A 13,135-nucleotide genomic window follows, 5' to 3' on the forward strand; every position below is an offset into this window, starting at 1 on the left:
CTGCCGCGCCGGCGCGCGCAGGTAGATCGCAAAGGAGCGCATCATGAAAGACCTCTATGATCTGTTCGTCATCGGCGGCGGCGTGAATGGCTGCGGGATTGCGCGCGATGCGGCGGGCCGGGGGCTGCGGGTCGGGCTGGCGGAAATGGGCGATCTGGGGGGGGCGACGTCCTCGGCCTCGACCAAGCTGTTTCACGGCGGGCTGCGCTATCTGGAATATTTCGAACTGCGCCTGGTCCGCGAGGCCCTGATCGAACGCGAGACCCTGCTGGCCGCGATGCCGCATATCGCCTGGCCGATGCGGTTTGTGCTGCCCTATCACGCGGATATGCGGTTCGAGGGGCAGACCCCGGCCTCGCGGTTGCTGGCCAGCGTTTTCCCCTGGCTAAAGGGCCGGCGCCCGGCCTGGATGATCCGGTTCGGCCTGTTTCTGTATGACCATCTGGGCGGGCGCAAACTGCTGCCGGGAACGCGGTCTGTGAATCTGTCGCGCGATGCGGCGGGGGCGGCTTTGCGGCCCGATTTTCGCAAGGCTTTTGAATATTCCGATGTCTGGGTGCAGGATTCGCGGCTGGTGTCGCTGAACGCGCGCGATGCGGCCCGGCGAGGCGCGGATGTGATGGTGCGCACTCGCATGACGGCGGCCCGGCGCGCGGCGGATCACTGGCAGATCACGCTGGAAACGGACGGGCAGAGCCGCACCGTTCAGGCGCGCGCGCTGGTGAACGCGGCAGGGCCCTGGGTCGAACGGGTGCTGGACCGGATCGAGGGCGTGCAGCCCACCGCGCGCGTCCGTCTGGTGCGCGGCAGTCACATCGTGGTGCCGCGGATGTTTGACCATGCGCGCTGCTATTTCCTGCAAGGCGTGGACGGGCGGATCATTTTCGCCATTCCCTATGAGCAGGATTTCACCCTGATTGGCACCACCGATCAGGATCATCCGGGGGCCGAGACAGCCGCTGAATGCACCCCGGCCGAGCGCGATTATCTGCTGGGGTTCGCCAACCGCTATTTCCGCCAGCCACTGCGCGCCGAGGACATCGTCTGGAGCTTCTCAGGGGTGCGGCCGCTGTATGATGACGGGGCGGGGGATGCGCGCTCGGCCACACGCGATTACGTGCTGAAACTGGATCGGAGCGGCGCGCCGCTTGTGTCGGTTTTCGGCGGTAAGATCACCTCGTATCGCAAATTGTCCGAGCAGGCGGTCAATCGTCTGGCGCCCTGGTTTGCGCAGATGGGGCCGGGCTGGACTGCGCGGGTGCCCCTGGCTGGTGGGGATTTTCCCGTGGCTGAAACGGCGCAGCGTTTGGCCGATCTTCAGGCGGCGCTGCCGTTTTTGCCGCCCGCGCAGGTGCAGCGCCTGTTCCGTTGCTACGGCACCGAGGTGCAGCAGGTTCTGGGCCATCCCAGGGGGCTGGACGATCTGGGCCGCGATTTCGGCGCGGGGCTTTTCGAACCCGAGCTACGCTGGCTGATCGCTCATGAATTTGCTCGCAGTGCGCAGGATGTGGTCTGGCGGCGCACGCGCCTGGGGCTGCATCTGACGCAAGATCAGATCGCGCAGATTGACGCCTGGATGCAAGATCACTTGGCAAGTGCTTGATTTCCGGGGCAGACTGCACGCAGTTCAGGAGGAAACGATGGGCTATATTCTGGCGCTCGATCAGGGCACGACATCCAGCCGCGCGATTGTGTTTGATGCTCGGATGCGGGCGATTGCCGTGGCCCAGCACGAATTCCCACAGTATTTTCCGGCCTCTGGCTGGGTCGAGCACGCGCCACAGGATTTGTGGGACACCACCGCCCGGTCCGCCCAGCAGGCCGTGGCGCAGGCCGGGCTGACGGGGGCGGATATTGCCGGGATCGGGATCACCAACCAGCGCGAGACAACCCTGCTGTGGGATGCCGAGACGGGGGAATGCCTGCACAATGCTATCGTCTGGCAGGACCGGCGGACAGCGGACCTGTGCGATACGTTGCGCGCGGCGGGGCTTGAGCAGACCGTGCGCCAGCAGACGGGGCTGCTGCTCGATCCGTATTTTTCCGGCACCAAGCTGAAATGGCTGCTGGAGAACGTCGCCGGTGCCCGCGCGCGGGCCGAGGCGGGCAAGCTGCGCTTTGGCACGGTGGATTGCTATCTGATCTGGAAACTGACCGGCGGACGGGTTCATGCCACCGATGCCACCAACGCCGCGCGGACCTTGCTGTTTGACATCCACACAGGCGATTGGAGCCCTGAAATCTGCGCCGCTCTGGACATCCCGCGCAGCCTGCTGCCCGAGGTGCGCGACTGTGCCGCCGATTTTGGCGAGACCGATCTGCTGGGCGCGCGGACCCCGATTTTGGGCGTTGCGGGCGATCAGCAGGCGGCCACGATCGGGCAGGCATGTTTTCAGCCCGGCATGATGAAATCCACTTATGGGACGGGCTGTTTCGCGTTGCTCAATACCGGAGAAGTGCCGGTTATGTCTGAAAATAAGCTACTGACTACAATTGCTTATCAACTGGATGGGCGACGAACCTATGCGCTGGAGGGCTCGATTTTTATTGCGGGGGCCGTGGTGCAATGGCTGCGGGACGGGCTGGGAATTCTGGAAAAAGCCAGCGAAAGCGGTGCGCTGGCGCGGGCTGCGGACCCGGCGCAGGATTTGGTGATCGTGCCGGCGTTCACCGGGCTGGGCGCGCCGTATTGGGCGCCGCAGACGCGGGGGGCGGTGTTCGGTCTGACGCGCAATTCGGGCCCTGCGGAATTTACCCGCGCCGCGCTGGAAAGCGTCGGATTGCAGACCCGTGATCTGCTGGAGGCGATGCGCGCCGACTGGCCTTCGGCAAGCGAGACGGTGCTGCGTGTGGACGGGGGCATGGCGGCCTCGGATTGGACGATGCAGTTTCTGGCGGATATTCTGGGCGCGCCGGTGGATCGGCCCCAAGTGCTGGAGACAACAGCGCGCGGTGCGGCCTGGCTGGCGGGGATGCGGGCGGGGCTCTATCCCGATCGGGCCGGGTTTGCGGCGGGCTGGGCGGCCGAGCGGCGGTTCGACCCGCAGATGCCGCCCGCCGCGCGCGCAGAAAAATACGCCCGGTGGAAACGTGCCGTGGCGGCGGCGATGACGGTCTGACCAGAGCCGCAGGTGCAGGTATAAGACGCAGGAATCATACAGGGAATCGGGATATGAGCTGTCAGCTATGTGGGGCCGCTGAGGCCTGGGATCATGCGGTTGCGCCGCGCGAGGATGTGGTGACGCTCTGTGCCACATGCGCCGCGGGCCTGGCCGGAGAAGTGACGGATGGGCCGCATTGGACCTGTCTTAATGAGGCGATCTGGAGCCCCGAGCCAGCGGTTCAGGTTCTGGCCTATCGGTTGCTGCGCGCTTTGAATACGGCCTGGGCGACGGATGTTCTGGATATCGCCTATCTGGAGCCGGAGGTGCTGTCCTGGGCCGAGGCGGGGATGGACGAGGCATCGACCCCGCATCGTGACAGCAATGGCGCGATTCTGGCGCAGGGGGACAGTGTGGTGCTGATCAAGGATCTGCCGGTGAAGGGTGCGGGTTTCACCGCCAAGCGGGGCACGGCTGTGCGCAATATCTCGCTGGTGCCGGACAATGCCGGGCAGATCGAGGGCCGGGTGGATGGGCAGCGCATTGTGATCCTGACGCAGTTTGTCAGGAAAAGCTGAAGGAGGGGCGCTGCCCCTCTGCGCTGCGCGCATTCACCCCGGAGTATTGCTGTCAGAAAGAAACGGGATCAGATCAGCAGTTCGATCAGGCTGGGGCCGGGGGTGGCGTTGGCTCGGTTGATTTGTGTGATCAGGGTTTCGATTGTCTGAGCGCGGGTGGCGGGGATGCCGAAACCGCGGGCCAGCGATTGCCAGTCGGGCGCTGGGCGGTCGAGGGTGAAGAGATCGTGTGCGGCGGCGCCCATGGTGGCGCCGACGGCGGTCATTTCGCCCTGAAGGATGGCATAGCTGCGGTTGGACAGGACGATGGTGGTGACGTTCAGGCCTTCGCGGGCCTGCGTCCACAGGCCCTGGAGGGTGTAGAGGGCGGAGCCGTCGGCCTGGAGCGCGACGACGCGGCGGTCCGGGCAGGCGGTGGCGGCGCCGGTGGCCATGGGGATGCCCAGGCCGATCGAGCCTCCGTTCAGGTGCAGGTAGTCATGCGGGGCGGCTGTCCAGAATGCGGGCAGAAGGGCGCGGCCGTAGCTGACGCTTTCGTCCACGATGATTGCGTTTTCGGGCAGGGTTTGCTGGATGGCTGCGCCCAGAAGCTCGGGGGTGGGGCGGCCTGTGAGGGGGCCGTGATCGGGGACATCGGGCCGAGGCGCATCGGTTTTGGCCCCCACGGCCTGGGCGATGGCGTCCAGCGCGGCCATGTGATCCTGATCGGGGCGGGTGACCAGGTGGCATGTGCAGCCCTGTGGCATGGGGGTGTTGGGCTTGCCGGGGTAGGCGAAGAAATTGACCGGCGTGCGGGCTCCGATCTGGATGATCTGCTCGGTTCCGGCCAGGGCTTTGATCGAGAGATCCACATTGTAGGGGATGCGTTCAATCGGGACACGGCCCAGGCCGGCCTGAAGGCGCGGGATTTGCGACAGGGTCATCAGGCGGGCGCCGGTTTTGTGGGCGATGCGGCCGGCGAGTTCCAGTGGCGCCTCGCGCAGGGCGCGGTTGGACAGCAGCAGCACGGTTTTGCGCCCATTGGTCAGCATTTGCGCGGCGCGGTCCACGGCCAGGCCGGTGGGGCCGGTGGGGGCGGCAGGGGGCAGGGCGGGGGCCAGTTGGCCGCCCTCGGTCCAGGCAGCATCCGAGGGCAGGATCAGTGAGGCCACGCCGGGGGATTCGAGACTGGCGCGCAGGCCCTCCATCGCGTCGGCGGCAACGCGCGCGGGATCGTGGCTGCGGCGGGTCCAGACGGACAGAGTTTGCGCCAGAGCGGTGGTGTCGGCGGTGAGCGGCGGGTCTTCGGCCACGATACTGTCGGCCTGATCGCCGATCAGATTCAGCACTGGCGTATTGGCGCGGCGCGCGTTGTGCAGGTTGGCCATGCCATTGGTCAGGCCGGGGCCGCAATGCATCAGGGTGACGGCCGGTTTGTCCATCATCCGGCCATAGCCATCGGCGGCACCTGTCACCACGCCCTCGAACAGGCCCAGAACGCAGCGCATCCCCGGATGGCGATCCAGCGCGGCGACGAAGTGCATCTCGCTTGTGCCGGGATTGGCGAAACATGTGTCGATGCCTGCGTTCAACAGACTTTGGACCAGGGCCTCGGCTCCGTTCATGAAAAAACTCCCTCTCGCTATAAGAGGGAGTTTGCATGTTTCGCGGCCAAGGCCAAGGGCTGCCGTCAGGTCCGAACCCCGGCAAAGCGTTCCTGCCATTCGCTGCGCTGATCATCGGTGATCTTGCTGAACAGCACGTCCGGCACGGTAAAGCCATGGCCCGCCGGCAGGGCATTCAGCGCGGCGGGCACGTCATCGGGCCAGCTGCTATCGGTGGTCTGCATGGCCGCCAGCATCGCAGCGCTGGCATCGGGAATGAAGGGCGCGGACAAAACCGCATAGAGCCGGATCAGGTTCAGCCCCAGACGCACCTGTGCGGCGGCTTGCTCGGGGTCGGTTTTGAAGGTGGACCAGGGCGCGGCGGCTTGCAGATATTCATTGCCCGCCACCCAGATCGAGCGCAATTCCTGCGCGGCCTTGCGGACCTCTTTGTCCTCCATGAACTGTTCATAGGCGCGGATTTTGCCGGTCAGATCGGCGATCAGCGCTTCCTCGGCTGCACCAAAGCTGCCGCCTTCGGGCACGGTTTCAGAGAATTTCGAGCGGCAGAACTTGGTGATCCGGCTGACGAAATTGCCCAGCACATCGGCCAGATCCTTGTTGACCGCAGCCTGGAAGTTTTCCCAGGTGAATTCGCTGTCCGAGCTTTCGGGCGCATGGCTTAGCAGCCACCAGCGCCAGTAATCGGCGGGCAGGATCTCCAGCGCCTGATCCATGAATACCCCGCGCCCGCGCGAGGTAGAGAACTGGCCGCCGTCATAGTTCAGGTAGTTGAAGGATTTGATGTAATCGACCAGCTTCCACGGCTCGCCGCAGCCCAGCATGGTGGCTGGGAAGGAGAGCGTATGGAACGGCACGTTATCCTTACCCATGAACTGGGTATAGGTCACGTCATCGGCGCCCTTGTCGGTGCGCCACCAGCGGGCCCAGTCGTCGCCCTTGCCCGCATTCACCCATTCCTGGGCACAGGCGATGTACTCGATGGGCGCATCAAACCAGACATAGAAAACCTTGCCCTCCATGCCGGGCCAATCCTGATCGCCCTTTTTCACCGGAATGCCCCAGTCCAGATCGCGAGTGATCCCGCGGTCTTGCAGGCCGTCGCCGTCATTCAGCCATTTCTTAGCGATCGAGGTGGTCAGAACCGGCCAGCCCTCGCGCGTGTCGATCCATTCCTCCAGCTGGTTTTTCATCTTGGATTGGCACAGGTACAGGTGCTTGGTCTCGCGCATCTCCAGATCGGTCGAGCCGCTGATGGTCGAGTGCGGGTTGATCAACTCCACCGGGTCCAGCTGCTTGGTGCAATTGTCGCACTGATCGCCCCGCGCGCTGTCGAAACCGCAATTGGGGCAGGTGCCCTCGATATAGCGGTCGGGCAGGAAACGGCCATCGGCCTTGGAATACATCTGGTTTTCAGTGACTTCGCGGATCAGACCGTTTTCAGCCAGTTTGCCGGCCAAATGCTGGGTCAACGCATGATTTTCAGGGCTGGAGGACCGGCCGAAATGATCAAAGGACAGGCGGAACCCTTCGGCGATCCTGGCCTGAACCTCATGCATCTGGGCGCAATATTCCGCAACAGGCTGCCCGGCCTTGGCCGCGGCCAGCTCGGCGGGCGTGCCATGCTCGTCGGTTGCGCACAAAAACAACACTTCATTGCCGCGGGCACGCTGATAACGGGCAAAAAGATCGGCAGGCAACTGAGAGCCCACAAGATTGCCCAAATGCTTGATCCCATTGATATAAGGAATTGCCGAGGTGATCAGATGACGTGCCATATACGCTTGCCCTTCGATGCGTTGCCCGCTTCCTTTACCCCAAGCCGCGCCCGTGTGCCAGCCCGCAACTCTTCCCAAAAAGAGCGCGCTGCCGCGCGCACAGGTTTACGTGATCCTCGCCTCCGGCTGCGGTCCCGCCGTGTGCCAACATGTGACGTGCCTGCTCACCCGGTTCTTTCTTTGCTCTGACAATACTCCGGGGGTTTGGGGGCTGGCCCCCAAATTATCGGGGGATACTTTCCGCATCTTCTGGTCTTTTGCGAATGCCGCAGTATCTTCGCCATAGGTTGCAAGCAGGGGAGCAGGAGCATGAAAACCAACCCATTGGGCCGGACGGGGCTGCACGTGTCGCAATTGTGCCTGGGCACGATGACCTTTGGCACGCAGACTTCGCAGGCAGAGGGCCATGCGCAGATGGACATGGCGCTGGCACGCGGGATCAACTTTGTGGACACGGCCGAGATGTATCCGGTGAATCCGGTGTCCAGGGAAACCATCGGGCGGACCGAGGAAATTCTGGGCAATTGGCACCGCGCCAACCCGTCGCGCCGCGGAGAGTATATCCTGGCCACCAAACATTCGGGCGAGGGCTTGCAGGCCGTGCGGGATGGGGCGCCGATCAGTTCGGCCACGATCGAGGGCTCTCTGAAGCGGCTTCAGACCGATTACATCGACCTCTATCAATTTCACTGGCCGAACCGGGGCAGCTATATGTTCCGCAAGAATTGGCGCTACGATCCTTCATCGCAGAGCCGGGCCGAGACCATTGCGCATATGGAGGACGCGCTGGGCGCGCTGCAAAAGCAGGTTGAAAAGGGCAACATCCGGCATTTCGGCCTGTCGAACGAGAGCGCCTGGGGCTGCTCTATGTGGGCGATGATGGCGGAAAAGACGGGCGGGCCGCGGGTGGCCTCGGTGCAGAATGAATATTCGCTGCTGTGCCGTCTGTTCGATACCGACCTGGCCGAGGTTGCCGCCAACGAGGATATCGGACTGCTGTCCTATTCGCCTCTGGCGGTGGGGCTTTTGACCGGGAAATATCAGGGGCAGGCAGTGCCCGAGGGCTCGCGGATGTCATTGGTGCCCGAATTGGGCGGGCGGATGACGGACCGGGTGCGGCCGGCTGTGGATGCCTACCTGGCGGTGGCGGCGCGGTATGGGCTGGACCCGGTGCATATGGCGCTGGCCTGGTGCTGCAAACGTCCGTTCATGACCTCGGTGATTTTCGGCGCGACAACGCTGGCGCAGCTAGAGCACGCGCTGGAGGCGGCGGATCTGGAACTGTCCGATGAGGTCATGAAAGAACTGGATGCCGCGCACAAAGCCCATCCAATGCCGTTTTGATGCGGCGTTTCGGGGTTTTGCTTGTCGGGCTGGCGCTGAGCGGGTGCCAGCCGCGCGATCCGCAGCTGCCCCGGCCCGATCCGGCCGCGCAGGCGGCCTGTGCAGCGCGGGGCGGAACCTATGGGCGCGGCGGGCTTTCCCCGGATTTCCTGTGTTTTGTGCCCACGCCGGATGCGGGGAAATCCTGCTCGGGGGCCTTGGATTGCACGGGGGCGTGCCTGGCCGGCAGCCGCACATGTTCAAAGATCACGCCGAAATTTGGCTGCTATGGGGTTCTGGACGGGCAGGGCCAGGCGCTGGAAATCTGCGTGGACTAAGCCGCTCTGCCCCCCCTGAAAGGAGACCCAATGGCCTGGATCGTGATCTCTGTCGTGGCGGCGGCGTTTCAGACGCTGCGCTTTATGCTGCAAAAGATGCTGGCGGGCGGCACGCTCAGCGCCGGGGGGGCGACGCTGGCGCGGTTTCTGTATTCGGCGCCTTTTGTGGTGACGGCGGCGGGCGCCTATATCTGGCTGAGCGGGCAGGGCGTGCCGCAGCTGGGCCCGGTTTTCCTTCCCTATGCCTTGTTGGGGGCTCTGGCGCAGGTGCTGGCCACCTGGTGCGTGGTGGCGCTGTTTGCCGAACGGAATTTCGCGGTGGGCATCACCTTTAAGAAAACCGAGGTGGTGCAGACCGCGCTGGTGGGGTTCATTGTGCTGGGCGATCGGGTCAGCACCGGCGGGATGGTGGCCATTCTGCTGGGGCTGGTGGGGGTGCTGATCTTGTCCGATCGCAAGGGGCAGGACGGCGCGGGCCAGCACCGTTTTATCAACAAAAGCGCCGGGCTGGGGCTGCTGTCGGGGGCGTTTTTCGCGGTTTCGGCGGTGATGTATCGCGGGGCGACATTGCAGGTGGGCAGTGACGATCCGCTGATGCGGGCGCTGGTGGCGCTGGCGCTGGTCACGCTGTCTCAGGCGCTGGGGCTGACGGGCTGGCTGCTGTGGCGCGAGCCGGGGCAGATGGGGCGTGTGCTGGCATCCTGGCGCACCTCGGTCTGGATGGGACTGAGCGGGCTGGGCGGTTCGCTTGGCTGGTTCACCGCCTTCACGTTGATGAATGCCGCCTATGTCTTTGCGGTGGGGCAGGTCGAGGTGATCTTCTCGATTGCGGCCTCGGTGCTGTTCTTCAAAGAGCGGATCACCCGGCGCGAGGCCGCCGGGATCGCGCTGATCAGTGCGTCCGTCCTGTCATTGGTCCTACTCCTTTGAGGCGCAGGAACAGGTTGGCCTCTTCGTTGTTCTTGAAATAGGGGACGGATGCGGGGGCGCTCAGGTCATGGGCGCGTTTGGCGACCTCGGCCAGGACCACCTCGGTGATGAAGGGCAGGTCGAACTCGCGCACCTTGGGCAGCGGTATCCACTGCAGGTGGGACAGCTCATCACAGGCGGCCGAGAAATCGTCCAGGTCGCTGGCGATCTCATCGGCATCAATCATGAAGAACCGCGCGTCAAACCGGCGCGGCCGGCCCGGAGGCGTGATCGCCCGGAACACGAATTGCAGCGGATGGGCTGCGGGCAGATAGCCGGTGGCCGCAAAGCTGGCCCAATCGGCGGGCGGGTCCATGTCCCACGCGCCTTTCTGCCCCAGGATCAGGCCGGTTTCCTCCCACAGCTCGCGGATGGCGGCGACGGACAGGGCATGGGTCAGATCCTGCGCGGTGTCCTCTTGCAGACGTTCCCGGCAGATCTGCGGCATCTGCGAGGCCAGCGGGATGTCCGCGTCCTCGGCATCCACGGCCCCGCCGGGAAAGACGAATTTGTTGGGCATAAAGGCCGCCTTGGCCCCGCGCTGGCCCATCAGCACATGCGGATCGTTCAGCCGGTCCCGCAGCACGATCACCGTCGCCGCGTTGCGCAGCGCTGTCTTGTCTATGGTCATATTGCCTCCCTCTCAGAGAGATCAGACCGATTTGCCGAACCCGTACATCCCACGCGCCCATTGGTAACCGATCATCGCCCCCTTCAATCGAGGCAGAAGGTAGAGCGACAATGCAACCGTGCCAATAGTGAAGATGGTAAACAGCACCAGCGGCTCGGGGCGCCAGGTTTCGAACACCAGCAGCAGCAGCGGGGCCATCAGGTGGCCGACGATCAGGATCGTCAGATAGGCCGGGCCGTCATCGGCGCGGTGGTGGTGAAACTCTTCCTTGCAGACCGGGCAGGATTTGCGCACGGACAGATAGCCCTTGAGCAACGGCCCATTGCCGCAAGATGGACATTTACGTTTCCAGCCGTGCATCAGCGCCGGCATGGTTTCGCGCGGTTCAGCGTGAATGGTTTCGGACATGGTTCCCTCGCATTTCCCTAAGCCGAGGAAACTGGGGTATCGGCGCATGAATAAAAAGCCCGCGCATTGTCCTTGCGTCCCGATGTCGCAAATTCCGCCGGGGGCTGTGATCACGGCTGCGTGAGGAATGCCGTTTTTTGCGACAGCAGCCGACGGAAACCCCGATCCGGCGCGTTTAGCTCTCAGAAAACGGGGCAAGACCCGGTTTCCAGAGCAAACAAAAACGGAGAACACGCAAATGAAACGCGCCATTCTGATTTCGACCATCGCCGCCGTCACTCTGACCGCAGGGGCCGGTGCTGCGCTGGCCTTTGGCAAGGATCGCATGGGCGGTCATCATATGGGCCCGCGCGGACAGATGTTCCAGTTCGAAGAGGTCGATGCGAACAGCGACGGCAAGATCACCCAAGACGAGATCGCCGCTCATTTCAAGGCCAAGTTCGATGCGGCCGACACCGATAAGGACGGCACCCTGAGCGCCGAGGAAATGACCGCCCAGATGCAGGCTCAACAGGCCGAGCGCATGGGCAAACGCGCCAAGCACATGATCGTGGACCGCGATGCCAATGACGACGGCAAGCTGAGCTTCGAGGAAATGCAGCCCAAGAAACAGGGCAAGATGTTCGACCGGCTGGACCGCGACGGTGACGGTGCCATCTCGGCCGAGGAATTCGCCCAGATGCAGGACCGCATGGAAAAACGCGGCTTCGGCCCCGGCGGCCATGGCGAAGGCAAACGGATGATGGGCCAGGGTATGGGCAACGGCATGGGCAACGGCGATTGCCAGAACAAACCGCGCCAATAACCCGCTGATCCGCTGAAACAAAGGCGTCGGGCAGGCTTGCCCGGCGCGCGCCGAAAGGATACGGCAAAAGGACGATGACGATGCCCTTTGATGCCTTTGCGGATGTGTCTGACGAGGCGCTGTTGGTGCTCTATGCCAATGGCGACAGCGAGGCCGCGCGCGCGCTGAACGTGCGCCTGACCCCGCGCGCCTTCGGCCAGGCCAACCGGATGCTGGCAGACCGTGCCGAGGCCGAGGACGTCGCCCAGGAGGCCATGCTGCGCCTGTGGAAAATCGCGCCCGACTGGCGTCAGGGCGAGGCCAAGGTGACGACGTGGCTCTATCGGGTGGTGGCCAATCTATGCACCGACCGGCTGCGCAAACAGCGCGCTGTCGATCTGGATGCCGTGCCTGAACCCGAGGACGACCGCGAGGATGCTGCTGGCGCCTTGCAGCAGAAGGCCCGGATGGCCGCGTTACAAGGCGCCCTGGCGGAATTGCCGGACCGGCAGCGCCTGGCAGTCAGCCTGCGCCACATCGAAGGTCTGGCGAACCCGGAAATCGCCGAGATCATGGAGATCAGCACAGAGGCGGTCGAAAGCCTGACCGCACGGGGAAAACGGGCTCTGACGGCCATTTTGGCCGGACGACGCGAGGAATTGGGGTATACAGATGACTGAGATGGATAAGAAAACCCAGCATAATGACGGCTTCGATCTGGACGATCTGTTCGCCCAGGCGCGCGCGCAGGATGCCATGCCCTCGGCTGATTTCATGCAGCAGGTGCTGGACGATGCCCTGGCCGCGCAGCCCGGCCCCGTTGTGGTGGGCCCCGTTGTGGTGGCTCGGGGGCGTCGGGGCGGGCGGTTGCGGCAGTTCCTGAACGCGGTGGGCGGCTGGCCTGCGATGGCCGGGCTGGCCACGGCCGGGGTGGCGGGGCTGTGGATCGGGGTGAACCCGCCCGACACGCTGGCCACGACGGCGGAAACCTTTCTGGGGGCGGAAACCGATCTTTATCTGGTGGATCTGATGCCCGGCTACGATTTCACACTGGCAGAGGGATAAGGCATGACGAACACAACCCAACCCCCTGAAAAGAAAAACGGAATGCGCGTCTGGCTGAAGGTGGTGCTGTTTACCTCGCTGGCGTTGAACCTGGCGGTGGCCGGTCTGGTGATCGGCGCGGCGGTCAAATACGGGCCGCGTGACGGAGGGCGCGATGGGCGGCACCCGCCCCGTCTGGAGCGGATCGTGGGGCCCTATACCCATGCGCTTAGCCATGCGGATAAACGCGCGATCGGTGCGCGTCTGCGCGCCGAATACCGGGACAACCGCCCCAGCCGCGAACAGATTCGCGCCGAATTCTCGACCGTTTTGCAGGCGCTGCGGGCGCGGCCCTACGATGCGCAGCAGGTCGAGGCGATCTTGATGCGGCAGATGCAGGCGGGGGCCGAACGTCAGGAACTGGGGCAGCGGCTGCTGATCGAGCGCCTGTCCGCGATGTCCGATGCCGAGCGTGCCGCCTATGCGGACCGGCTGGAGGACGGGCTGAAACGCCACGGGCCGCCCGGCCCCTCCAAGCGGAATTAACGAAGAGAGCAGCCCCTCAGCCCTTCGGGGC

Annotated in this window: 14 protein-coding genes; 10 read left to right on the forward strand and 4 right to left on the reverse strand. The window is 64.3% G+C overall.

The genetic code is table 11. From position 1 onward, the window contains the following. Positions 1 to 43: 43 nt before the first annotated feature. Genes glpD through ACP15O_RS02745 form a run of 3 tightly spaced genes read left to right on the forward strand, consistent with a single transcriptional unit; the run spans position 44 to position 3,679 of the window. Positions 44 to 1,603, forward strand: a complete 1,560-nt coding sequence (glpD, locus tag ACP15O_RS02735) for a glycerol-3-phosphate dehydrogenase (protein ID WP_425094502.1) — start codon at positions 44 to 46, stop codon at positions 1,601 to 1,603. 37 nt (positions 1,604 to 1,640) lie between these two features. Continuing rightward, a complete protein-coding gene (gene glpK, locus ACP15O_RS02740) occupies positions 1,641 to 3,119 on the forward strand; it encodes a glycerol kinase GlpK (RefSeq protein WP_425094503.1) in 1,479 nt (492 codons plus the stop codon). Between the two features lie 53 nt (positions 3,120 to 3,172). Next, positions 3,173 to 3,679, forward strand: a complete 507-nt coding sequence (locus tag ACP15O_RS02745; RefSeq protein ID WP_425094504.1) for an alkylphosphonate utilization protein — start codon at positions 3,173 to 3,175, stop codon at positions 3,677 to 3,679. 68 nt (positions 3,680 to 3,747) lie between these two features. On the opposite strand, the gene ACP15O_RS02750 is transcribed toward ACP15O_RS02745, so the two are convergent. Together ACP15O_RS02750 and metG are read right to left on the reverse strand one after the other, a co-directional pair. Continuing rightward, positions 3,748 to 5,283: an acetolactate synthase large subunit gene (locus ACP15O_RS02750; protein ID WP_425094505.1), complete on the reverse strand. Its 1,536-nt coding sequence runs from the start codon at positions 5,281 to 5,283 to the stop codon at positions 3,748 to 3,750. A 65-nt stretch (positions 5,284 to 5,348) separates the two neighbouring features. After that, positions 5,349 to 7,061, reverse strand: coding sequence for a methionine--tRNA ligase (gene metG, locus ACP15O_RS02755; protein WP_425094506.1), 1,713 nt, complete (start codon positions 7,059 to 7,061; stop codon positions 5,349 to 5,351). 309 nt (positions 7,062 to 7,370) lie between these two features. Between metG and ACP15O_RS02760 the strand changes: the two genes are divergently transcribed. The 3 genes from ACP15O_RS02760 to ACP15O_RS02770 are packed head-to-tail and all read left to right on the forward strand — an operon-like array spanning position 7,371 to position 9,652. Then, positions 7,371 to 8,405, forward strand: a complete 1,035-nt coding sequence (locus ACP15O_RS02760) for an aldo/keto reductase (RefSeq protein WP_425094507.1) — start codon at positions 7,371 to 7,373, stop codon at positions 8,403 to 8,405. Then, positions 8,405 to 8,722, forward strand: coding sequence for a hypothetical protein (locus ACP15O_RS02765; RefSeq protein WP_425094508.1), 318 nt, complete (start codon positions 8,405 to 8,407; stop codon positions 8,720 to 8,722). The genes ACP15O_RS02760 and ACP15O_RS02765 overlap by 1 nt, the downstream gene beginning before the upstream one ends. A gap of 30 nt (positions 8,723 to 8,752) precedes the next feature. Next, positions 8,753 to 9,652 (forward strand): EamA family transporter, encoded by a 900-nt coding sequence (locus ACP15O_RS02770; protein WP_425094509.1) that lies wholly within the window; start codon positions 8,753 to 8,755, stop codon positions 9,650 to 9,652. Here ACP15O_RS02770 and ACP15O_RS02775 read toward each other — a convergent pair. Continuing rightward, the gene (locus ACP15O_RS02775; RefSeq protein WP_425094510.1) at positions 9,615 to 10,322 is read right to left on the reverse strand and encodes an NUDIX hydrolase; all 708 of its coding nucleotides are present in this window, start codon (positions 10,320 to 10,322) and stop codon (positions 9,615 to 9,617) included. The two genes, ACP15O_RS02770 and ACP15O_RS02775, sit on opposite strands and share 38 nt — an antisense overlap. A gap of 21 nt (positions 10,323 to 10,343) precedes the next feature. Next, entirely contained in the window at positions 10,344 to 10,730 is a 387-nt protein-coding gene (locus ACP15O_RS02780) for a DUF983 domain-containing protein (RefSeq protein WP_425094511.1), read from the reverse strand. A gap of 238 nt (positions 10,731 to 10,968) precedes the next feature. Here ACP15O_RS02780 and ACP15O_RS02785 point away from each other — a divergent pair, with 238 nt between their 5' ends. The 4 genes from ACP15O_RS02785 (at position 10,969) to ACP15O_RS02800 (ending at position 13,104) form a co-directional block, all read left to right on the forward strand. After that, entirely contained in the window at positions 10,969 to 11,535 is a 567-nt protein-coding gene (locus ACP15O_RS02785) for an EF-hand domain-containing protein (RefSeq protein ID WP_425094512.1), read from the forward strand. A 74-nt stretch (positions 11,536 to 11,609) separates the two neighbouring features. Then, a complete protein-coding gene (locus ACP15O_RS02790) occupies positions 11,610 to 12,194 on the forward strand; it encodes an RNA polymerase sigma factor (RefSeq protein ID WP_425094513.1) in 585 nt (194 codons plus the stop codon). Then, a complete protein-coding gene (locus ACP15O_RS02795; RefSeq protein WP_425094514.1) occupies positions 12,187 to 12,579 on the forward strand; it encodes a dihydroorotate dehydrogenase in 393 nt (130 codons plus the stop codon). Before ACP15O_RS02790 ends, ACP15O_RS02795 begins: the two co-directional genes overlap by 8 nt. A 3-nt stretch (positions 12,580 to 12,582) precedes the next feature. Beyond that, positions 12,583 to 13,104, forward strand: a complete 522-nt coding sequence (locus ACP15O_RS02800) for a periplasmic heavy metal sensor (protein ID WP_425094515.1) — start codon at positions 12,583 to 12,585, stop codon at positions 13,102 to 13,104. The last annotated feature ends 31 nt before the right edge of the window (positions 13,105 to 13,135 follow it).

The sequence above is a fragment of the Youngimonas ophiurae (nom. illeg.) genome, assembly GCF_049803795.1.
In the GTDB taxonomy this organism is placed as follows: domain Bacteria; phylum Pseudomonadota; class Alphaproteobacteria; order Rhodobacterales; family Rhodobacteraceae; genus Thalassobius.

Excerpts from the sequence above, each read along its gene's own strand:
- glpD (WP_425094502.1), top strand. The coding sequence starts at position 44 with ATGAAAGACCTCTATGATCTGTTCGTCATCGGCGGCGGCGTGAATGGC.
- glpK (WP_425094503.1), top strand. The coding sequence starts at position 1,641 with ATGGGCTATATTCTGGCGCTCGATCAGGGCACGACATCCAGCCGCGCG.
- ACP15O_RS02745 (WP_425094504.1), top strand. The coding sequence starts at position 3,173 with ATGAGCTGTCAGCTATGTGGGGCCGCTGAGGCCTGGGATCATGCGGTT.
- ACP15O_RS02750 (WP_425094505.1), bottom strand. The coding sequence starts at position 5,283 with ATGAACGGAGCCGAGGCCCTGGTCCAAAGTCTGTTGAACGCAGGCATC.
- metG (WP_425094506.1), bottom strand. The coding sequence starts at position 7,061 with ATGGCACGTCATCTGATCACCTCGGCAATTCCTTATATCAATGGGATC.
- ACP15O_RS02760 (WP_425094507.1), top strand. The coding sequence starts at position 7,371 with ATGAAAACCAACCCATTGGGCCGGACGGGGCTGCACGTGTCGCAATTG.
- ACP15O_RS02765 (WP_425094508.1), top strand. The coding sequence starts at position 8,405 with ATGCGGCGTTTCGGGGTTTTGCTTGTCGGGCTGGCGCTGAGCGGGTGC.
- ACP15O_RS02770 (WP_425094509.1), top strand. The coding sequence starts at position 8,753 with ATGGCCTGGATCGTGATCTCTGTCGTGGCGGCGGCGTTTCAGACGCTG.
- ACP15O_RS02775 (WP_425094510.1), bottom strand. The coding sequence starts at position 10,322 with ATGACCATAGACAAGACAGCGCTGCGCAACGCGGCGACGGTGATCGTG.
- ACP15O_RS02780 (WP_425094511.1), bottom strand. The coding sequence starts at position 10,730 with ATGTCCGAAACCATTCACGCTGAACCGCGCGAAACCATGCCGGCGCTG.
- ACP15O_RS02785 (WP_425094512.1), top strand. The coding sequence starts at position 10,969 with ATGAAACGCGCCATTCTGATTTCGACCATCGCCGCCGTCACTCTGACC.
- ACP15O_RS02790 (WP_425094513.1), top strand. The coding sequence starts at position 11,610 with ATGACGATGCCCTTTGATGCCTTTGCGGATGTGTCTGACGAGGCGCTG.
- ACP15O_RS02795 (WP_425094514.1), top strand. The coding sequence starts at position 12,187 with ATGACTGAGATGGATAAGAAAACCCAGCATAATGACGGCTTCGATCTG.
- ACP15O_RS02800 (WP_425094515.1), top strand. The coding sequence starts at position 12,583 with ATGACGAACACAACCCAACCCCCTGAAAAGAAAAACGGAATGCGCGTC.